The organism is Gordonia sp. NPDC003376 (genome assembly GCF_053589235.1).
Genome location: NZ_JBSFRM010000007.1, coordinates 192,077 through 212,361 on the forward strand (window position 1 = coordinate 192,077; position 20,285 = coordinate 212,361).

Consider the following 20,285-nt stretch of genomic DNA (forward strand, 5'->3'; position numbering starts at 1 on the left):
CGATACAGCGCGATGGGTGCCGGGTGACGGCTGATGTGGGTCAGAACTCGTCGGGATCGAGCCTCCGATTCCTCCGGAAGGGCATGGACACCGCGATCACCGCGATGATCGCCGCGACGGTGACCCCGACACCGGTCAGGGCGGTGTCGCGGGCGGTGTGATCGGGGGTCGGTGGTGGTGCGGGCGCGGCGATCCGGGCGATGGGTGCCGGGCCGGGTTCTTCCGGCAGTTCCGCGGTCAGCGCGGCGACCGGATCCACCACGCCGTACCCGATCGCCTGGTCATGACCGGTCCCGGGAGCGTGTGCGGTCCGTACCACGCGGTCCATCACCTCACCCGCCGACAACTGCGGGTACCGGGCGCGGACCAGCGCCACGGTCCCCGCGACATACGGCGCGGCGAAGCTGGTGCCGAGCAGCGGCAGCGGACCGGAATCGCCCTGCTGGGCGTCGACGAGCCCGGTGCCACGCGGGGAACTGTCGAGGCTGACGATCTCCGAGCCGGGTGCGGCCACGTCCACCCAGGGGCCGTGGAGACTGAAACCGCTCGGCCGGCCGGTACCGCCGTCCACCGATCCGACGGCGAGTACGTAGTCGCCGAACCAGGCCGGGCTGGCGATGGTCTGTACCGAACCCCATCCGCCGGAATCGGCTGGATCGGGGTCGGGATTTTGTGTGGCGCAAGCAGATCCGGGCGAGAGGTTGCCGGCTGCGACGACCACCACCACGTCTCGTTCATAGGCGTGGCGGACGGCTGCGCCGAGAGATGAGTCGCCGGGCGGCGTCCCGGCCGGTACGCACGCCACCTCGGAGATGTTGATCACGGTGGCGCCGAGGTCCACGGCACGCACCACGGCGGCGGCCAGTGTGCGTACCGATCCGTATCCACTGCCGACGGTCGCGTCGGGCAGCTCGCTCCGCCGGCTCTTGGCGTCGAAGGCGTTGCTGGACTGTCGAATCGAGATGATCGACGCATCCGGTGCGACGCCGGCGAACCCGTCGCGGTCCGACGGGCTCGCCGCGATGATCCCGGCGACCAGGGTGCCGTGCGCATCGCAGTCGGACAGGCCGTCCCCGGTGGAGACATAGTCTCCGCCGCCACGTAGTCGGGGTAGACGCGGATGCGGTGTGACCCCGGTGTCGATCACCGCGATCCGCTGTCCCGTGCCGCGCGAGAATCGCCACGCACCAGGGAGGTTCATCATCGTCTGAGCTGCGGAGGGCGTCGACTGCGATCCTGCCGGCAACGGCTCGGCGCACAGTGTGCGTTGCTCGGTCGGCTCAGGCGGGCCGACCCCGGCGCCGCGGACCAGGGCGCCAGGAGAGACCTGTGGCGGGGTGATGGCATGTGCGGGCACAGCCGGGAGCGCCGAAACGGCGAGGGCGATGGCGGCGACCGTGGTCAGCGTCACCATGCGCCGCAGTGCCGGGCCACGGCGACGCATGTCAGATGTCCCGAACCATCTGATAGACGTCGAGCACCCAGAGCAGCAGCGGCACGATCGTTCCGACGAGGAGGTACTCGCCGAGTTCGGCGGTCCGCCGCATCACCGGGGAGAATTCGCGGTTCGGTGCGACGACACCGAGCAGGACCGCCATGATCAGCAACACCATCGCCACTCCGAAACCGATCAGCGGCCGGTGACCCCCGGCGAGGGCGAGCGACATCGTCAGCGCGGCGACCGCGAGCGCACCCCCGACCGTGAGCACGCAGGCTTGTGTGAGATCGGTGTGTGACCGTCCGCGAAGGCACAGGACCGCCGCGACGACCACCGAATAGATCGCCGGGACCGTCGGATGTTGCGGCCACGGCACGACGGTGAGAACCGCCCCGGTCGCGGTGACCACGACACCACCGATGACGATGCCGGTCAGGTAGGCGTTCGCCAGGTGCGCCCGCCGCTCCAGGGCATCGGCCCGGGGCAGTGCCATCGCACCGATCGCGCCGATGCCCTCGATTGCCGGCGCGGGTTCGAGGTCGTCGGAGTCGAGGTTCGCTCCCGCCGTCGGTACCGGTGGCAACGGCAACGTGGCGAGCACCATGGTCATTCGTGGGGCCACCGCAACCGTCGCCAGGCCCACCGCCGCCCACACCGCGGCGAGGTCGGCGGGGGTCATGGTCGTCAGCAGTGCGGTGACCGCAGCCGATGCGGTGAGTGCGGCCGTCGTCGACGCGGCGGCGTGCAGCACCGGCCCGACCGTGGTCAGCCGATACGAGACCACGACGGTCAGCAGGACCACCGTGGCCCCGAGCGCCAGATGCGCCGGCCCGAAACCTCCTGGAACGCAGAGCATCCCGGTGGCGAACGCCGGCGTGAACGCCGCGGCCGCGATGGCGGTCGCAGTCCCCGGATCACCGTTGCGCCGCGCGATCAGCGTCGCCGCGACGAGCAGCGCGAGCACCGACACCGACACCACCGCCGCGGGCCACATCGCCTCGGAGGTCAGTCGTACACCGAGTACGGACACCCCGGCCACCACCGACGCGAGCACGGCGCACCCGAGCCCGACGATCCGTGCCGCCGTCGCCGACCAGTTCGCGAAGCGGGAGTCGTTGAGTCGTGCGATGGCGTCGACGACGTCGTCGAACAACGCCGTGGAATCGCCGGTCGATGCCGTCGTCAGCATCAGGAGATCGCCGTCGCGCACACCGGATTCGGCCAAGGACCGAGTCACCGGCAACGTGTCCTGACCGATCGGCGCGAGCGTCCACTGGGTGCGGTGGGCATGTGGACGGTGATCGTCGGAACCCGTGTCGGCGTCGTCGACGTCCCTCTCCGCCGGTCTACGCGACTCGATCTGCGTCACCAGCTCGCCGATGAATGCGGCGAGCGGAACCGCCGCGGGCAACGCGATGTCGAGCTGCGTGTTGCCACCGAGCACCGACACCCGCACCAGCGCGGGCTCGATCCGACCCGGTGCCGGCACGACCCCCGATGCCGCCGAGCCCGACGTGTCCGTCGCGCTCGGTGTATCCACAATCGACATCAACCTGCTCCTCCCCCTGGATTCGCAGTTACCATAACCACACTCCGCATCCGGTACAGGGGTTGGACACAAGCCGGTGGACAAGTGTGGGGTGTCGGGTCAGGGGAGACCGAGCAGGGGGAACGGGTGACGACGACTGAGGGATTCGTGCGGCGGCCGCGCATCACGCCGCCGCGCACGCCGGGTGGTGAGCTGAACATCGCGCCGCCGCCGGACGTGCCGAGGGTGGTGCCCGGTGGGCTCCTGATGAAGATGTTGCCGGTGGTGATGATCGTCGCCGTGGTCGGCATGCTCGCGATGATGTTCGCCACCGGCGGTCGCAACATCCTCAGCAACCCGCTGTTCATGATGTTTCCGCTGATGATGCTGATGTCGATGTTCGGGATGTTCGCGGCCGGTGGTCGAGGCGGCGGCAAACGCGCGGCCGAACTCAACGAGGAACGCAAGGACTACTTCCGCTATCTGGGACAACTGCGTGACGAGGTGGCCGATACCGCTCGTGCCCAACGTGCGGCCCTCGCCTGGACGCACCCGGATCCGCGGGTACTGCGCGAGGTCGTCGGCGGTCGGCGGATGTGGGAACGCAGGCCCGCCGACACCGATTTCGCACACGCCCGCCTGGGGCTGGGAACCCAACGCCTCGCGACTCGCCTGATGCCGCCGGAGACCGGTCCACTCGAGGACATCGAACCGGTGTCGATGGTCGCGCTCCGGCGCTTCGTCCGGACCCACTCGGTGGTACATCGGCTCCCCACCGCCGTCTCGTTGCGCGGCTTTCCCGCGATCAACATCGAAGGTGTGCGGCAGGAGACCCGGGAACTGGTGCGCGCCATGCTGATCGGGTTGTGCACCTTTCACGGTCCCGACCATCTGCGGGTGGCGATCGTCACCCGCGATCCCGCCGGCGAGGTCTGGGACTGGGCGAAATGGCTTCCCCACGTGGGTCATCCGTCGATCGCCGATGCGGTCGGGCCGTTCCGGATGATCTATCCGACGCTGGTCGATCTCGAATTGTCGCTCGGCGCCGACCTCGCCGACCGCGGCCGGTTCAGCCGTTCGGCTCCACCGGTCGCAGGCCAGTACCACCTCGTGGTGGTGATCGACGACGGGCGGGTGGACGGCACCGAACGTCTGGTGAACGACGCCGGGATGGCCGGCGTGACGGTGCTCGATCTCACCGCACCGGCCGGCGGTCCCGCCGCCCGACGGGGACTGCAACTGGTGGTCGGCGCGGGAAAGGTGGCGGCGCGCAGCGCCTTCGGGGTGGAAGAGTTCGCCTCCGGCGACACCCTGACCGTTCCCGAGTGTGAGGCGGTCGCCCGTCGGATGGCCCGCTATCGCCCCGCGACGAAGGCGAGTCTGGCCGGCCTCGACGCCGAGGCCTCCGCCACCGATCCGGGGCTGCCCGCGTTGCTCGGCATCGACGACGTGGCACTGTTCGACCCGGCCGTCCACTGGCGTGGGCGCACCGGACGAGACCGGCTGCGGGTTCCGATCGGATTCACCCCGGCCGGGAGCACCGTGGAACTCGACATCAAGGAGAGCGCACACGGCGGGACGGGGCCGCACGGCCTGTGCATCGGGGCGACCGGTAGCGGCAAGAGCGAATTCCTGCGAACCCTCGTGGTGGCCATGCTCGCCACCCATTCACCGGCCGAGCTGAACCTCGTCCTCGTCGACTTCAAGGGTGGGGCAACCTTTCTCGGACTGGAGAGGAGTCCGCATGTCGCCGCCGTGATCACCAATCTCGAGCAGGAGATCGCGATGGTCGACCGGATGAAGGATGCGTTGTCGGGGGAGCTCAACCGACGCCAGGAACTGTTGCGGGCCGCGGGTAACTTCGCCAACGTCACCGAATACGAACAGGCGCGCCGGGCCGGCGCCCCGCTCGCGCCCCTGCCCGCCCTGTTCGTCATCGTCGACGAGTTCTCCGAACTGCTCGCGCAGAAACCCGATTTCGCGGAACTCTTCGTCGCGATCGGGCGGCTCGGCCGGTCGCTGCACATCCATCTGCTCCTCGCGTCGCAGCGACTCGAGGAGGGAAAGCTCCGGGGGCTCGACTCGCATCTGTCGTACCGCATCGGACTCAAGACCTTCTCGGCCAACGAGTCCCGATCGGTCCTCGGTGTCCCCGATGCCTACCACCTGCCCAGTGTGCCCGGTTCGGCCTACCTCAAATGCGATGCCGCCGAGCCGGTCCGGTTCAACACGAGCTATGTGTCGGGGCCGTACCACTCGCCGGCGACCATCCCCGGGGCCGCGACCGGCAATGCGGGGTACGACCCTGCGCTGCGACACCGGATGCGGATGTTCACCGCCCTCCCGGTACCGATGGACACCCTCCCACCCTCGGCCCGCCCCGATTCGCACGTCACCCCGGAGGCGATTTCCGGCACGATACCCGAGGCCGGGGGATCGGTCCTCGACCGCGCGGCGGCGCTGCTCGACGAGGCCCCACCGCAGACCCCCGACACCGCACCGACCGTAGGCGTCCCGACGCTGCTGCAGACGCTCGTGGGCCGGATCGAAGGCCATGGCCCGAAGGCTCACGAGGTGTGGCTGCCTCCGCTCGACGAGTCGCCCACCGTCGACGTGCTGGTCGGTGACCGGGACTTCGGTCTACCGGCCACCACCGGTTCGTTGCGGGTCGCGATGGGCATCGTCGACCGGCCGTTCGACCAGCGTCGCGACGTGCACGTCCTCGATCTGGCCGGGGCCGCAGGCAATGTCGCGGTGGTCGGCGGCCCCCAGACCGGAAAGTCGACGGCCCTGCGCAGTCTCGTCCTGTCGGCGGCGGCAACGCACACCCCGGAGCAGGTGCAGTTCTACGGCCTCGACTTCGGTGGTGGCGCACTCACCGGTGTCGCGGCCCTGCCACATGTGGGTTCGGTTGCCACCCGCGGCGACATGGATGCGGTGCGGCGCACCGTCGCCGAGGTGGCCGCGATCATCCGGGCACGCGAATCCCGCTTCGTTCGACTGGGAATCGAGTCGATGGCCGACTATCGGACACGGCGCCGCGACTGGATGGCGACGGGTCGGTGCGCCGAAGACGATCCACTCGCCGACGATCGGCACGGGGACGTCTTCCTGGTGATCGACGGGATCGGGGTGGTGCGTTCCGAGCTCGACTTCCTCGAGGAGCAGATCGCCACGATCGCCACCCAGGGGCTGTCGTACGGTGTGCACCTCGTGATCAGCGCCACCCGCTGGGCCGATGTCCGCCCGGCGATGCGAGACCTGATCGGCAGTCGCGTCGAACTCCGGCTCGGCGATGCGATGGACTCCGAGGTCGGGCGGCGCGAGGCGTCGACGGTGCCGCATGGCCGGCCCGGCCGGGGGTTGAGCCCCGACGGACTGCACCTGTTGATCGCGCTGCCGCGCCTCGACGGTGACCCGTCACCGGCATCCCTGCCGGCCGGGGCGTCCCTGGCGGTGGCGGCACTCGGCGCTGCCTACGACGATCGTGCGGCGATGCCGGTCCGCAAGCTCGGCACCGAGATCTCCCTCGATCACGTGCGCGAACTGGTCGCGGCCGGAGGCGTCGAGTTGCGGCCGAACCAGGTGGCGATCGGTGTCGGGGAACTCGAACTGAGCCCGGTGATCCTGGACTTCACCACCCAGCCGCACTTCATGGCCTTCGCCGACGTCGAATGCGGGAAGACCGAACTGTTGCGCGCGATCGTGACCGGGCTGGTCGGCAATTCGACACCGGAGGACGTCAAGATCGTCCTCGTGGACTATCGGCGCACCCTGCTGAGCGTGATCACCGGAGATCATCTCGCCGGGTATGCCAGCACCGGGGAGAACGCGACGACGATGATGCGTCAGCTCGCCGCGTACTTCACCAGACGCCTGCCCCCGGAAGACCTGACCGTCGACCAGCTCCGCGATCGCAGCTGGTGGTCGGGACCGGATGTGTACGTGATCGTCGACGACTACGACATGGTGGCCACGTCGTCGGGCAATCCGCTTCTGGCACTGCTGGATCTGGCTGCCCACGCCCGCGACATCGGGATGCATCTGGTGCTGGCGCGGCGCTCGGGCGGACTCGGCCGCGCGATGTTCGACCCGGTGATCGCACGCCTGAAGGACCTCTCCTGCGACATGCTGCTCATGAGCGGCGACCGGGACGAGGGGTACATCACCGGCCGCACCCGACTGCAACGACTGGTGCCCGGGCGTGGCGAGCTGGTGTCACGCAACCGAGTCCAGGAGATGATCCAGGTGGGATCGACGGACCCAGGGCAGACGCGGTAGCGCCGGGTTCCGCCATGGTGATCGAGATGTCCGACGCCGGATCGGCTGTCACAGAGCCCGTCTCACCGCCGGCTGCACCTGCTGCGGCCCGGCCGGTCGTGATCGACCTCGGATACGGCCGCACCCGGATCGGTGATGTGCCCGGGCCGGATCTGACCGGACTGATGGACGCGATCGACGCCGACCGGATCGTCGTCGGCGGCGTGCCGGTGGTGGTCGAACAGCAGTGGACCGAGATCTTCACCCTGTGGTCGACGACTTGTGGGGCGTCGCTGATCATCGGACATCCCAGCACGTGGGGTGCGGTGCGCGCCGGTGTCCTGCGCCGCGCTGCGGCGCGGGTCGCGTCCGGTATCGAGATCGTGCCGCGGGTGGTGTTGATCGCCCGCAGCCACACCGACACCACGGTGTCGCGGTGTGCGGTGGTGGAGACGACGCACGTGCCCGGGTACCCCGACGGATCGGTGCCGACGTGGGATGTGCAGCGTCTGCGCCGCAGTGGCGGCGACTGGGCGATCGAGGCGAGCGCCGTCGTCACGCTCGCCGAGACCGGCGCCGACCGCACCGAGGTGGAGTCCGCCGTCGACGACGGTATCGAGGTGGTGTTCGTCGACGGGACGAACCCGGGGGAACGCGCTGCGGCGGCCGACGTGATCGGACATCACACGGTGGCCGGCCGGATCCTCGAGGTGGACCCGGGGCTGATCTCGCGCTGGGGTGGACGTACCCGGCGGGCGTCCTCCGGTGCCGACCTCGTCTCCGACCCGGCTGCCGAGCCCGCGGCGTCACGGAGGCTCCGATGGATCTGGGTGGCCGCCGCATGCGCGACCGCAGTGGCCGCCCTCGCGGCCGCGGTGGGGATCAGGCAGCACGATGGGCCGTCCGCGCCGCGCATCGACCAGGTGACGGTGGGGCGCACCACGCTCACCGTGCCCGGCGGCTGGCATCGCAGCGATCCGCCGGCACCGTCCGGGGCGACGGGCTCGGGAACCCAGACCCGCACCGTGTTCACCGCCGGTGACGACGGCACCCGCATCCTGCTGGTGCAGAGCCCCGTGCGGGCCGGGTCGACGGCGGCCACGGTGGCCACCAGCCTGCACAACCGGATCCGGCAGCGCGGCGACGATGTCGTCACCGAGTTCTCGCCGTCCACGCGCTATGCCGGGCGGGATGTGATCAGCTATCGCGAGGCCCCGGTGTCGGGGGCGCCGATCCGCTGGTACGTCCTGGTCGACGACGATCTGCAGGTGAGTGTCGGGTGCCAGGGCGGGACCGGCGCGGAGACGGTCGACGGGCCGTGCGCCGAGGCGGTGGCGTCGGTGCGGATCGGCCCCGGCTGAGGCATTTTGACCCTGAACCGGGCGATCCCGTACTCTGGATCGCTGGTGCGTGGCACCCGGTCGTCCTCGTGATGTGCCGGGTAGTCGAGTCCCGGGTCCCCACTGGTCGCCGGGAGTTTCTCTGCCATCGCATCTGACCAGCACCGTCGACAAGAGTTGAAGGACCAACTGTGTCTACCTACACCCCGAAGGCCGGTGACATCACGCGCACGTGGCATGTCATCGACGCCACCGACGTGGTGCTCGGCCGGCTGGCCGTGCAGAGCGCGAACCTGCTCCGCGGCAAGCACAAGCCCACCTACGCCCCCCACATGGACGGTGGCGACTTCGTCGTCATCATCAATGCCGAGAAGGTCGCGCTGACCAACAACAAGGCGCAGACCAAGCTCAACTACCGCCACTCCGGTCACCCGGGCGGCCTGAAGGCCCAGACCACCGCCGAGCTCCTCGAGTCGCACCCCGAGCGCGTCCTGGAGAAGGCCATCAAGGGCATGCTTCCCCACACCAAGCTCGGACGCGCCATGGCCTCCAAGCTGAAGGTCTACGCCGGCCCGAACCACCCCCACGCGGCCCAGCGCCCCGTCCCCTTCGAGATCAAGCAGGTGGCCCAGTGACCAACGAGAACATTTCGGACGAGGCCGTGGAGGCCGCCGCGGAAAATGCTGCCGAGGTCCAGGCCGATGCCGGTGACGACACCGCTGCCGCCGAGACCGCTGTCGAGCAGGCTGTCGAGGCCGTCGAGGAGGCCACCGACGACTACGACGCCGACGTTGCCGACGACGACGCCGTCGCCGATCGCGGACCGGTCATCCTCGACCGCCCGATCCAGACCGTCGGCCGCCGCAAGGAGGCCGTCGTGCGAGTCCGCCTGGTGCCCGGCACCGGTGACTTCCGCCTCAACGGCCGCACCATCGAGGACTACTTCCCGAACAAGGTGCACCAGCAGCTGATCAAGGCCCCGCTGGTCACCGTCGAGCGGACCGAGTCCTTCGACATCCACGCACGCCTCGTCGGTGGTGGCCCCTCGGGGCAGGCCGGTGCACTGCGTCTGGCGATCGCCCGTGCCCTCATCGAGGTCACCCCGGAGGACCGCCCGGCCCTGAAGAAGGCCGGCTTCCTCACCCGCGACCCGCGTGCGGTCGAGCGCAAGAAGTACGGTCTGAAGAAGGCCCGCAAGGCGTCGCAGTACTCCAAGCGCTGACTTGTCACGCCTTTTCGGAACCGACGGCGTCCGAGGCCTGGCCAACTCCGAGCTCACCTGCGAGCTCGCGTTGCGCCTGGCCTCGGCCGCCGCGGTCGTTCTCGGTACCGGTACCCGACCCCGTGCGGTCGTGGGCCGCGATCCCCGTGCCTCCGGCGAGATGCTGGAGGCCGCGGTGTGCGCAGGCCTGGCCGCCGCGGGTGTCGACGCGATCCGGGTGGGTGTGTTACCCACTCCGGCGATCGCCTTTCTGACCGCCGACTACGGCGCCGCCTTCGGCGTCATGATCTCGGCGTCCCACAATCCCATGCCGGACAACGGCATCAAGTTCTTCGGCGCCGGCGGGCACAAGCTCGACGACGATGTCGAAGACCAGATCGAGGCCGCGATGGCCGTCGAGAACCCGGCGCGCCCGACCGGCGGTGACGTGGGTCGCCTGCTCGACGCCCCCGACGCCGAGGAACGGTACGCACGCCACCTCGCCGCGGCGATCGACGTGCGCCTCGACGAACTGACCGTGGTGGTCGACTGCGCCAACGGCGCCGCCTCCACGGTGGCACCCCATGTGTATGCCGCGGCCGGCGCCACGGTCATCCCGATCTACGCCGACCCCGACGGCATCAACATCAACGAGGGGTGCGGGTCCACTCACATGGACAAGCTGCAGGCCGCGGTGCTCGAACACGGCGCCGACCTCGGGCTCGCCCACGACGGTGACGCCGACCGCTGTCTGGCCGTCGACTCCACCGGCGGACTCGTCGACGGTGACCACATCCTGGCCGTCCTGGCGTCGGCGATGCACCGGAAGGGCCTGCTGCACGACGACGTGCTGGTCGCGACGGTGATGAGCAACCTCGGTCTGCACATCGCGATGCGCGAGGCGGGGATCACGTTGCGCACCACCTCCGTCGGCGATCGCTACGTCCTCGAGGAGCTGCGTCGCGGCGACTACTCGCTCGGCGGGGAACAATCCGGCCACATCGTGGTGCCCGGTTCGGGAACCACCGGAGACGGCATCCTCACCGGACTGCTGCTGATGGCCGAGATGGTGGAGAACTCGAGCCGTCTGGCCGATCTCGCGTCGATCGTGACCGTCCTGCCACAGGAACTGATCAACGTGCGCGTCGCCGACAAGCACGCGGTTGCGCAAGCGCAATCGGTGACCGACGCGGTGGCCGAGGCCGAGACCGAACTCGGTGAGACCGGTCGAATCCTGTTGCGGCCCTCCGGAACCGAGCAACTGGTCCGCGTGATGGTGGAGGCCCCCACCCCGGAACTGGCACTCGGGATCGCCGAGCGCGTGGCGGGTGTCGTCGCGACCGTCGGGGAGTGACCATGGCCGTGGAATCCGCGGTCCCCGGTGCCGTCCTCGTCGACTTCTCCGGCACCCTCTTCCGGTTCGAGGCCCGCGACGAGTGGTTCGCGGGACTCCATGACGAGCAGGGCCGGCCGCTGCATGTCGATGCGCAGGCCGACCTGATCCGGCGCATGACGCAGCCGGTCGGGATGCCCGCAGATCTGTCGGACGAGGACCGGATCGCCTGGGAGCAGCGCGATCTCGATCCCGCGAAGCATCGCCAGGCGTATCTGGCCGTGCTGCGGGAGTCGGGTCTGCGTGTTCCTGGACATGCCGAGAAGCTGTACGCCCGGATCCTCGACCCGCACTCCTGGGTCCCGTTTCCCGACACCGCCACCGTGCTCTCCGGCCTTGCCGCACTGGGTATTCCGGTGGGAGTCGTCAGCAATATCGCCTTCGACCTCCGTGAGGTCCTCGCACTGCACGGCCTCACCGGTCACGTGGGGGCGTGGGCGCTGTCGTACGAGGTCGGTGTGATCAAGCCGGACCCGCGGATCTTCCGCGCCGCCCTCGACAGGCTCGGCGTACCACCAGAACAGGCGCTGATGATCGGCGACAGCGAGCACGCCGACGGCGGATCGCGTGCCCTCGGATGCGCTTTCGAGCTCGTTCACGACGGCGCGGTGGCTCAGCGTCCGACGGCGCTGCTGTCGGCGGTCGCGGCACACGGTGTCGCCATCCCCGCAGCGGGCTGATCCCGCCGGCCGACTTTGCCGATCACCTGTCGGCGCAGTGACGACGATGGTCGATCCGACGGGCAGCGCAGCGACAAGTCGTGGGGAAGACCTCCGCCGGCCGGGCACGCCGACGCCACCACCCCGACGGTGGTCACCCCCGACGCAGGCTGCACCTGAGGCTCGACGGCCGGTTGGCCGTGCTGTCGCGGGTTCGTCCTGTTCAACCGGTCACCGAGCACGTCGTCCGCAGTGGGCCGGTCTCCTGTTCCCGGCGTGGGCGCGGCACCTCGCCGGAACCCACGGCGCCGTCTACCACGGCGGGTGCCCTCGTGGGCGCGGCATGGGTTCCCTGTGTACGACGATGCCCGCCTGTGAGTGATCGGCTTTCGGCCGGTGAGTGTCGGACCCGGGCACTAGTCTGTGACCCATGTCATGACCGCCTGTGGGGGCGGTGTCCAGGGGAGGGGCGTGGATGACGGGTCCCGACGGGTCACACATACGGATGGACGTCGATCAGGTGACGGCCGTCGTCGGCTACTACCGGCGGCTCGCACAGGTGGTCGGTGCGGCGGCCGATGACCTCGGCGGTGGCGAGTTCGGGGCCTGGTGTGGCCCCGACCACGACGAGCTCGGCCGACGGTTCGCGCACACCGCGGCGACCCTCGCCGAGCGGCTCCGCGTGCAGGCTGCATCCGCGTCGTCCCTGGCGGCCCTGCTCGGTCGGGGCGTGGAGCATGTGGTGGCCGCCGACGACGGGGCCGCCGAGGTGCTGCGCTCGGGTCTGCAGGCCCGGCCATGACCACCCCCGCCGTCGATTCCCTTGCCGCGCTGCGTGATCAGGCCATCCGTGGAGTGGAGGAACTGGTCGGGGTACTCGGGGTGGGTCGCCTGCTCGGTGTTCACGTGCCCGGTGACGACGAGATCCGGTCGATGCTCACCTCCGTCGGCGGTGTCGACGTCGCCGGTCTCGCAGCCGACGCCCGTCGACTGGCATCCGCGCACCGTGCCGTCGCCGACCGGCTGCATCGGCTGCCCGAACAACAGGTGCGCCTCGACGGCGGCTGGGTCTCGGAGGCCGGTCAGGTGATGCTCGGGCTGGTGATCGAACATCAACGCCGGGCCGAGGCCGACCTGCATGCGCTGCGGTCGATGTCGGATGCGGCGAACGCCGCGGCGGCGGGCATCGACCAGATCCTGCGCACCTGGTACCTCACCGTGGCGCGTCTCTCGAGTCCCCTCGTGGCCGGTGTCCCGGTGCCCGAGATCCCCACCCGGGTGCTGACCGGCCAGATCCCGCCGGAGGTGGTCATCGATGACATCGGTTCCCGGATCACGCTGTTGCGCAAGGCTTCCGAATCTGCACAGCTTGGGATCGGCGGCATTCTGTCGGTCCTGTCGCGGACGGCGGACACCTGGGAATCCGGTGATGCCGCCGCCCCACGCGGTCAGGGGATCGCGGCCGCACATCCCGGGCCGGCAGACGACCCGCACGCCGAGCGCCGCGCCGCAGGAGTCGACCCGGGCCGGGCCGGCGTGCCCGAGAATCCCATCGCGCATCCGGTCGAAGTCGCGCCCGCCGCGGATGTGCCGTTCACCCTGTCGGCGGACGGGTCGTCGCCGAATGCTGCGAGTTCGGATACTGCGCCGTCGGGCGAGCCCGCTCCGTGGCGCACCGGGTCTCCGGGTGACGGTCCCGGCCTTCCGGCCGGAGGGGCCACCGATGAACCCACCGCCGACGCCAGGACGATCCCGGCGACCCCACCCACCCCGCCCGCATCCGATTCCACCGCATCCGATGTTGCTGCACCCGAGTCCACCGCACCCGGTGCGCCCGAGCCGACGTCACAGTCTGAACCGGCGGTTCCCGACCCGGTCTCGCCCCGGTCCGACCTCGCGCTCGCCGGTGACCAATGAACGCCGCCGACCAGATCGAACAGATCGCCCGCGCCGCCATCACCGGACTGGCGACGGCGTCGAGGGAGTTCAGCGCCGTCCAGCGTCGGCTCTCCGAGGTCGCCGACCACCACCGGCAGGCCACCGCCGACGTCACCGCACAGCTACGGGCCGACCTCGAGACGGTCGCCGACGCATGCGACAGTCCCACCCCGCGAATACTGCTCCCCGCCGACGTGGCCGAGGCCAGTCCCCACCGCGGGCGCCACTCGGAATAGGCTGTGTGACGTGTTCGGCACAAGTGGTTCCAAGAAGCCGTCGAAGCCTCCGGCCAAGCTCATGAAGACCTTGGCCCGACGCGGTCCGCACCGGGTGCTGTCCGGCAACCTCGGGATCGTCGGGATGGACGGCCGGGTGTTCGCGCCGGCCGAGGGGACCCGACTGCCCGCGGTGGCCTTCGGCCATCACTGGCTCACCGGGAGCAGCCGTTATCGCGACCTCCTCTGTCACCTGGCCTCCTGGGGCATCGTGGTCGCCGCCCCGGACGGGCAGCGCGGCCTGATGCCGTCGGACGTCGGATACGCCGGCGAGCTCCGTGGCGCGTTGTCGGTGGTGTCGCATGCGCCACTCGGCGACGGCGGTATCACCGTCGACCCCCGTCGCGTCGGCTATGTGGGCCACGGTTTCGGTGCATCGGCCGCGGTGATCGCCGCGTCGACGGGCGTGGTGGCCGGTCAGCCGGCCATCGAGGCCAAGGCCGTGGTGGCGTTGTTCCCGTCGCCGACCACGCCGGTGCTCGAGCCGGCCGCCGGGACGGTGACGGCGCCGGGGCTGATCCTGGCCTCGCCTCTCGCGGTCGACACCGTCGACGCCAACGCCCGCCCCCTCGCCCGCGCCTACGGCGGCGATGTGGTGTTGCGCACCCTGCCCGGCGCGAGCAGCCGAGGACTGCTCGAGCGCCGCACGGTGAAATCGCTCATCGGCCTCAACGGGGCCGACAAGCTGACCCACACCCAGGTGAGGGCGTTGCTCACCGGGTTCCTGCTGCACTCGCTGACCCTGGACAAGGACTACGCGGGATTCGCCGATCCGACCGCGGTCATCGGAAAGACGCTGGTCGTGGACCCCGAGGTCACCCCGGAGGGAGAATTGGATCACGTGTCGGCACTGCTCGGTGCCAAACCCCGCAAGCGGCGTGGCAAGGCCGCTGCAGAAATCCCGGTACCCTGACGACTTATGTGTGGAATCGTCGGATACGTGGGGGGACGCGACGCCCTCGACATCGTGGTCGAAGCGCTGCGGCGCATGGAGTACCGCGGTTATGACTCGGCCGGTGTGGCGATCCTCGACGGACAAGGTCACACCGCGATCGAGAAGAAGGCCGGTCGGCTGGAGAATCTCGACAAGCAGATCGCCACGGTCGGCCGGGAGTCGCTGACCGGGAGCACCGGCATGGGACACACCCGGTGGGCGACACACGGTCAGCCCACCGATCGCAACGCCCACCCGCATGTGAGTCTCGACGGCAAGATCTCGGTGGTCCACAACGGGATCATCGAGAACTACGCGCCGCTGCGTGCCGAGCTGGAGGCCGAGGGCGTCGAGTTCGCGTCGGACACCGACACCGAGACCGCAGTCCACCTGATCGCGCGTGAATACGCACAGGGCGCGACCGCCGGTGACTTCGTGGCCAGCGCCTATGCGGCACTGCGTCGACTCGACGGTGCGTTCACCCTGGTCTTCACCCATTCCGACCACCCGGACACGATCGTCGCCGCGCGCCGGTCGACGCCGCTGGTCGTCGGTGTGGGCGACGGCGAGATGTTCGTCGCGTCGGACGTCACCGCTTTCATCGAACACACCCGTGATGCCGTCGAGCTCGGCCATGACGAGGTCGTCGTGATCACCGCCGACAGCTACACCATCACCGACTTCGATCAGGAGCCCCGCGAGGGCAAGCCGTTCCACATCGACTGGGATCTCGCCGCCGCCGAGAAGGGCGGCCACGACTTCTTCATGCTCAAGGAGATCGCCGAGCAGCCCGCAGCACTGGCCGACACCATGCTCGGCCACCTCGAGGGCGGCCGTATCGTCCTCGACGAGCAGCGTCTCACCGACGACGACCTGCGTGATGTCGACAAGGTCTTCGTCGTCGCCTGTGGCACCGCCTACCACGCCGGCCTCCTCGCCAAGTACGCCATCGAGCACTGGACCCGGCTGCCCGTCGAGGTGGAGCTCGCCAGCGAGTTCCGCTACCGCGACCCGGTGCTCGACCGATCGACGCTGGTTGTGGCGATCTCCCAGTCGGGCGAGACCGCCGACACGCTGGAGGCCGTCCGGCATGCGAAGGACCAGAAGGCCCGCGTCCTGGCGATCTGTAACACCAACGGTGCGCAGATCCCGCGTGAGTCCGACGCGGTGCTCTACACCCACGCCGGCCCGGAGATCGGCGTCGCGTCCACCAAGTGCTTCCTGGCGCAGATCGCGGCCGCCTACATGGTCGGTCTGGCCCTGGCACAGGCGCGTGGCACCAAGTACGCCGACGAGGTGGCCCGCGAGTTCGCGGCGATGGAATCGATGACCGAGGTCGTGCGCGAGGTTCTCGAGACCATGGAGCCGGTCCGTGAACTGGCCCGCTCGCTCGCCCACCACAACACCGTGCTGTTCATCGGCCGGCACGTCGGATATCCGGTGGCGCTCGAGGGTGCGCTCAAGCTCAAGGAGCTCGCGTACATGCATGCCGAGGGGTTTGCCGCCGGTGAGCTCAAGCACGGCCCGATCGCCCTGATCGAGGACGGCCTGCCGGTGATCATCGTGATGCCCTCCCCGGCCGGGCGTGCCTTGCTGCACTCCAAGATGGTGTCCAACATCCGCGAGATCCAGGCGCGCGGTGCGCGCACCATCGTCATCTCGGAAGCCGACGACCTGGCCGCCCAGGCGGTCGCCGACCACTTCATCCCGATCCCCAGCACCCCGACGCTGCTGCAGCCGCTGGTGTCGACGGTGCCGCTGCAGGTGTTCGCCGCGACGGTCGCCCAGACCCGCGGATACGACGTGGACAAGCCGCGTAACCTCGCCAAGTCGGTCACGGTCGAGTAGCCCGCCATGCCGGTCAGCCTTCTCACCGCAGAACAGGTTCGTGTGGCCGAGCGGGCCACCGGTGAACTGCTCGCCAACGGCACTCTGATGCGTCGGGCATCCCACGGTGTGGCGCAGGTGGTGGCGGCGCATCTCGACGCCACCGGTGGCTGCTACGGCCGTACGGTGGGGATCGTTGTCGGCGCCGGTGACAACGGTGGTGACGCCCTGTTCGCGGGCGCCGAGCTGGCGCGCCGTGGCATCCGCGCAACGGCGGTGCTGCTGGCGCCCGACAAGGCTCATCGGAAGGGGCTCAACGCTTTCCGGTCGACCGGTGGCCGGGTCGGTACCGCGCTTCCCGGCGGCCTGGACGTCGTGATCGATGGAGTCGTCGGGATCGGCGGTCGGGGACCGCTGCGGCCGGCCGCCGCAGAGGTGTTCGCCTCGGTGGCGCCGTCGACGATCGTCGTCGCCGTGGACCTGCCCTCCGGGGTGGATGCCGACACCGGCCTGGTGCACGACCCCGCGGTGCGTGCCAACATCACGGTGACATTCGGCGTGCGCCGTCGCGCGCATCTGCTCGCCGGACCGCAGTGCGGGCGAATCGTGCTGGTGGACATAGGGCTTCCCGCCGATGCCGAGGGTGATCCGAAGGTGACGCAGGAGTACGCGTCGGGGGCGGTCCGGTTGCAGGAACTCACCGACGCCGACATCGCTGCGGCATGGCCGATCCCGGGCGCCCACGACGACAAGTACACCCAGGGAGTGGTCGGCGTGATCGCCGGTTCACATCGCTACCCGGGGGCGGCGATCCTGTCCACCGGCGCCGCGGTGGCCGCCACGTCGGGGATGGTGCGCTACATCGGTTCGGCGCATGCCGAGGTCGTGGCACACCGCCCGGAGGTGGTTGCGGTTCCGGAACTCTCCGAGGCGGGCCGGGTGCAGGCGTGGGTGATCGGTCCCGGCGCCGGGACCGACGACGCCGCATTCGAGCGGTTGCGGGCGGTCCTGGCCACCGACCTGCCGGTACTCGTCGACGCCGACGCGTTGACGGTGCTGTCCGCGCACCCCGACCTCGTGATCGGCCGGGACGCACCGACCCTCCTGACCCCGCACGCCGGTGAATTCGCCCGTCTCTCCGGCGAACCCGTCGGCGACGACCGCCTGTCCGCCGTCGCCGGGCTCGCGAGACGATGGGGTGCGACCGTGCTGTTGAAGGGGCGGATCACCCTTGTGGCCCAGGCTGACGGCACCGTGTTCGGAAACGATGCCGGATCCTCGTGGGCGGCCACGGCCGGTGCCGGAGACGTGCTGTCCGGGATCGCCGGTTCGCTCCTGGCCGCCGGACTTCCCCCGATCTGGGCGGGGGCAGCCGCGGCCCGTGTGCATGCCCACGCGGCGCGGAACGCCGCAGCCGGTGCGCCGATCGGGGCATCGGATCTGCTTGCCGCACTTCGCCCGACCATCCGGGAGTTGCTGCGCTCCTCGTCGGCTCAACCATCAACGGCCAGTGTCTGATTGAGCGATTCGCCCCGAACGTTGATTGAGCCGGGACCGAGCATCGCGAGGACCCCCGAACGATGATTGAGCCGGGACCGAGCGGAGCGAGGACCCCTGAACGATGATTGAGCCGGGACCGAGCGGAGCGAGGACCCCTGAACGATGATTGAGCCGGGACCGAGCGGAGCGAGGACCCGTGTCGAAATCTCCGCAGCCGGCGTCGGGTGGTGACCGCCTCCGAGGTGGTTACGCCGGCGAGTTCGGCCGACAGAGGTTTCGACTCGCCTCGTCGCTGCGCTCCTCGTCGGCTCAACCACCAACAGCCTCTTGCTGATTGAGCCGGGACCGAGCATCGCGACGACCCCCCCGAACGATGATTGAGCGGGGACCGAGCATCGCGAGGACCCGTGTCGAAATCTCCGCAGCCGACGTCGGGTGGTGACCGCCTCCGGAGTGGTCACGGTGACGAGGTCGGCCGGCAGGGGTTTCGACACGTCTCGTCGCTGCGCTCCTCGTCGGCTCAACCACCAACCGGCTCTTGCCGATTGAGTGGGATAGTCCCGAACGGTGATTGAGCCGGGACCGAGCGAAGCGAGGACCCGAGTCGAAATCTCCCCAGCCAACGTCGGATGCGTAACCACCTCCAAGGTGGTCACGGTGACGAACTCGGCCGCCGGAGGTTTCGACACGCCTCGTCGCTCTGCTCCTCATCGGCTCAACCACCAACAGCCCGTTGCTGATCGAGCCGGGACCGAGCATCGCGAGGACCCGAGTCGAAATCTCCACAGCCAACGATGTCCCCAACAACCCCACAGGTGAACCCCAACCCCCACAGTGAACAGCCGACCCACGTTATCCACAAATACTGATCGACTTGACAATTCGACCGCTCTTCGCCTATACGTTCGCTAGAATAGAACGCATGCAGGGGGAACTGGACACCATTCTCGACACACTCACCAATTGTCGTTTCGACGACGATCAGACCGGGCAGGTCGTCTTCGCGGACATGCAGACACTGGTCACCATCAGGAATGTGATCGATGCGCTGGCTGCTGCCGGGGCCGGGCACTTGGATCGGCTCCGGGTGGCGCAGAAGCATGGACACAAACCGATCGCCTTGTTGATCGAGATGGGGTTCGCGCCCGCCGTCGCTGCGCGGTTGCAGCGGATCGGGACCTCGGCGGTGGTGGAGCGCACTGTGAACCATGCTGCTGACGGGGCGATCTCGGGTGAGCATGTGGATGCGATCGTGCGCGGGCTGAATCAGATCGGGATGCGTGCCGGGGAACCTCCGGATGCCGAGACGTGGGCGATCTTTGAGGGTGATCTGTTGGCGCAGGTGTTGTCGGGGGTGAATCCCCCGGGGTTTCGTGCCGCTTCCTTTTGAGTCAGGAAGGATGAGCACATGCCGAAGAACATTGATCCCGAGGTCAAGGCTCGTGCGTTACGGATGTTGGCCGAGCATGGCGGGGAGTACTCGTCGACGACGGCAGCAGCTGCAGCGATCGCGAAGAAACTCGGAGTGAGTAAAGAGACGGTGCGCCGGTGGGCGGTGCAGGCCGAGGTCGATGGGGGCCGGAGGCCCGGGGCCAGCAGTGCCGAGCTCGCCGAGCTGAAGCGTTTGAAGGCCGAGAACAAGCGGTTGCGTGAGGACGTCGAGGTGTTGAAAGCGGCGACGTCTTTCTTCGTGGGGGAACTCGACCCCCGCAATCGATGATCATCAGCTTCATTGATGAGATGCGTACCAAAGGTGTTGCGGTCGAGTCGATCTGCCGAGCCCTGTCTGAGCAGGGCTGTCAGATCGCCGCACGCACCTATCGGGCCTGGCGGTCGCGTCGGCCTGCCGGACGCACCCATTCCGATGCGGTGACGGTGGACAGGATTCGTGATATCGCTTGGCGGACCGATGATCGTGGGCGGCGTCGGCTGACGCCCGAAGGGCTGTACGGGCGTGAGAAGATGCGTGCTCTGCTGCACCGGACGTGCCTG

Annotated in this window: 16 protein-coding genes, 1 pseudogene and 1 other annotated feature; of the genes and pseudogenes, 15 read left to right on the top strand and 2 right to left on the bottom strand. The window is 69.3% G+C overall.

The window, feature by feature from the left end:
- Positions 1 to 40 precede the first annotated feature (40 nt).
- Entirely contained in the window at positions 41 to 1,444 is a 1,404-nt protein-coding gene (gene mycP / locus ACWDUA_RS10240) for a type VII secretion-associated serine protease mycosin (protein WP_449750900.1), read from the bottom strand.
- 1 nt (position 1,445) lies between these two features.
- The gene (gene eccD / locus ACWDUA_RS10245; RefSeq protein WP_449750901.1) at positions 1,446 to 2,987 is read right to left on the bottom strand and encodes a type VII secretion integral membrane protein EccD; all 1,542 of its coding nucleotides are present in this window, start codon (positions 2,985 to 2,987) and stop codon (positions 1,446 to 1,448) included.
- Between the two features lie 126 nt (positions 2,988 to 3,113).
- On the opposite strand from eccD, the gene eccCa reads away from it, so the two are divergent.
- The 15 genes and pseudogenes from eccCa to ACWDUA_RS10320 all read left to right on the top strand — a co-directional run.
- Positions 3,114 to 7,247, top strand: a complete 4,134-nt coding sequence (gene eccCa / locus ACWDUA_RS10250; RefSeq protein ID WP_449750902.1) for a type VII secretion protein EccCa — start codon at positions 3,114 to 3,116, stop codon at positions 7,245 to 7,247.
- A 26-nt stretch (positions 7,248 to 7,273) separates the two neighbouring features.
- A complete protein-coding gene (locus tag ACWDUA_RS10255) occupies positions 7,274 to 8,587 on the top strand; it encodes a type VII secretion-associated protein (protein WP_449750903.1) in 1,314 nt (437 codons plus the stop codon).
- Positions 8,588 to 8,757: 170 nt separating this feature from the next.
- A complete protein-coding gene (gene rplM, locus ACWDUA_RS10260) occupies positions 8,758 to 9,201 on the top strand; it encodes a 50S ribosomal protein L13 (RefSeq protein ID WP_020791917.1) in 444 nt (147 codons plus the stop codon).
- Positions 9,198 to 9,788: a 30S ribosomal protein S9 gene (gene rpsI / locus ACWDUA_RS10265; protein ID WP_449750904.1), complete on the top strand. Its 591-nt coding sequence runs from the start codon at positions 9,198 to 9,200 to the stop codon at positions 9,786 to 9,788. Before rplM ends, rpsI begins: the two co-directional genes overlap by 4 nt.
- 1 nt (position 9,789) lies before the next feature.
- Positions 9,790 to 11,121: a phosphoglucosamine mutase gene (glmM, locus tag ACWDUA_RS10270; RefSeq protein WP_449750905.1), complete on the top strand. Its 1,332-nt coding sequence runs from the start codon at positions 9,790 to 9,792 to the stop codon at positions 11,119 to 11,121.
- Between the two features lie 2 nt (positions 11,122 to 11,123).
- Entirely contained in the window at positions 11,124 to 11,840 is a 717-nt protein-coding gene (locus ACWDUA_RS10275) for an HAD family hydrolase (RefSeq protein WP_449750906.1), read from the top strand.
- Positions 11,841 to 12,294: 454 nt separating this feature from the next.
- Complete coding sequence (locus tag ACWDUA_RS10280; protein WP_449750907.1) at positions 12,295 to 12,621, top strand: hypothetical protein; 327 nt, start codon at positions 12,295 to 12,297, stop codon at positions 12,619 to 12,621.
- Positions 12,618 to 13,736: a hypothetical protein gene (locus ACWDUA_RS10285; protein ID WP_449750908.1), complete on the top strand. Its 1,119-nt coding sequence runs from the start codon at positions 12,618 to 12,620 to the stop codon at positions 13,734 to 13,736. The genes ACWDUA_RS10280 and ACWDUA_RS10285 overlap by 4 nt, the downstream gene beginning before the upstream one ends.
- Positions 13,733 to 13,993, top strand: a complete 261-nt coding sequence (locus ACWDUA_RS10290; protein WP_449750909.1) for a hypothetical protein — start codon at positions 13,733 to 13,735, stop codon at positions 13,991 to 13,993. The genes ACWDUA_RS10285 and ACWDUA_RS10290 overlap by 4 nt, the downstream gene beginning before the upstream one ends.
- Positions 13,994 to 14,054: 61 nt before the next feature.
- Entirely contained in the window at positions 14,055 to 14,945 is an 891-nt protein-coding gene (locus tag ACWDUA_RS10295; RefSeq protein WP_449750930.1) for a dienelactone hydrolase family protein, read from the top strand.
- Between the two features lie 6 nt (positions 14,946 to 14,951).
- A complete protein-coding gene (gene glmS / locus ACWDUA_RS10300) occupies positions 14,952 to 16,814 on the top strand; it encodes a glutamine--fructose-6-phosphate transaminase (isomerizing) (RefSeq protein ID WP_449750910.1) in 1,863 nt (620 codons plus the stop codon).
- A 6-nt stretch (positions 16,815 to 16,820) separates the two neighbouring features.
- Entirely contained in the window at positions 16,821 to 18,311 is a 1,491-nt protein-coding gene (locus ACWDUA_RS10305) for an NAD(P)H-hydrate dehydratase (protein WP_449750911.1), read from the top strand.
- Between the two features lie 904 nt (positions 18,312 to 19,215).
- Complete coding sequence (locus ACWDUA_RS10310; protein WP_449750912.1) at positions 19,216 to 19,683, top strand: hypothetical protein; 468 nt, start codon at positions 19,216 to 19,218, stop codon at positions 19,681 to 19,683.
- Positions 19,684 to 19,701: 18 nt separating this feature from the next.
- Complete coding sequence (locus ACWDUA_RS10315; RefSeq protein WP_449750913.1) at positions 19,702 to 20,013, top strand: transposase; 312 nt, start codon at positions 19,702 to 19,704, stop codon at positions 20,011 to 20,013.
- Positions 19,971 to 20,105: a sequence feature (AL1L pseudoknot), on the top strand. It overlaps the preceding gene by 43 nt.
- Positions 20,010 to 20,285: pseudogene (locus ACWDUA_RS10320) on the top strand (IS3-like element ISPfr13 family transposase); the annotation flags it as partial. It overlaps the preceding feature by 96 nt. The gene ACWDUA_RS10315 and the pseudogene ACWDUA_RS10320, both read left to right, overlap by 4 nt.

What these genes read in the sequence shown, in the direction of transcription:
- mycP (WP_449750900.1), bottom strand. Translation starts at nt 1,444, where the DNA reads ATGCGTCGCCGTGGCCCGGCACTGCGGCGCATGGTGACGCTGACCACG.
- eccD (WP_449750901.1), bottom strand. Translation starts at nt 2,987, where the DNA reads ATGTCGATTGTGGATACACCGAGCGCGACGGACACGTCGGGCTCGGCG.
- ACWDUA_RS10255 (WP_449750903.1), top strand. Translation starts at nt 7,274, where the DNA reads ATGTCCGACGCCGGATCGGCTGTCACAGAGCCCGTCTCACCGCCGGCT.
- ACWDUA_RS10275 (WP_449750906.1), top strand. Translation starts at nt 11,124, where the DNA reads ATGGCCGTGGAATCCGCGGTCCCCGGTGCCGTCCTCGTCGACTTCTCC.
- ACWDUA_RS10280 (WP_449750907.1), top strand. Translation starts at nt 12,295, where the DNA reads ATGACGGGTCCCGACGGGTCACACATACGGATGGACGTCGATCAGGTG.
- ACWDUA_RS10285 (WP_449750908.1), top strand. Translation starts at nt 12,618, where the DNA reads ATGACCACCCCCGCCGTCGATTCCCTTGCCGCGCTGCGTGATCAGGCC.
- ACWDUA_RS10290 (WP_449750909.1), top strand. Translation starts at nt 13,733, where the DNA reads ATGAACGCCGCCGACCAGATCGAACAGATCGCCCGCGCCGCCATCACC.
- ACWDUA_RS10295 (WP_449750930.1), top strand. Translation starts at nt 14,055, where the DNA reads ATGAAGACCTTGGCCCGACGCGGTCCGCACCGGGTGCTGTCCGGCAAC.
- glmS (WP_449750910.1), top strand. Translation starts at nt 14,952, where the DNA reads ATGTGTGGAATCGTCGGATACGTGGGGGGACGCGACGCCCTCGACATC.
- ACWDUA_RS10305 (WP_449750911.1), top strand. Translation starts at nt 16,821, where the DNA reads ATGCCGGTCAGCCTTCTCACCGCAGAACAGGTTCGTGTGGCCGAGCGG.
- ACWDUA_RS10310 (WP_449750912.1), top strand. Translation starts at nt 19,216, where the DNA reads ATGCAGGGGGAACTGGACACCATTCTCGACACACTCACCAATTGTCGT.
- ACWDUA_RS10315 (WP_449750913.1), top strand. Translation starts at nt 19,702, where the DNA reads ATGCCGAAGAACATTGATCCCGAGGTCAAGGCTCGTGCGTTACGGATG.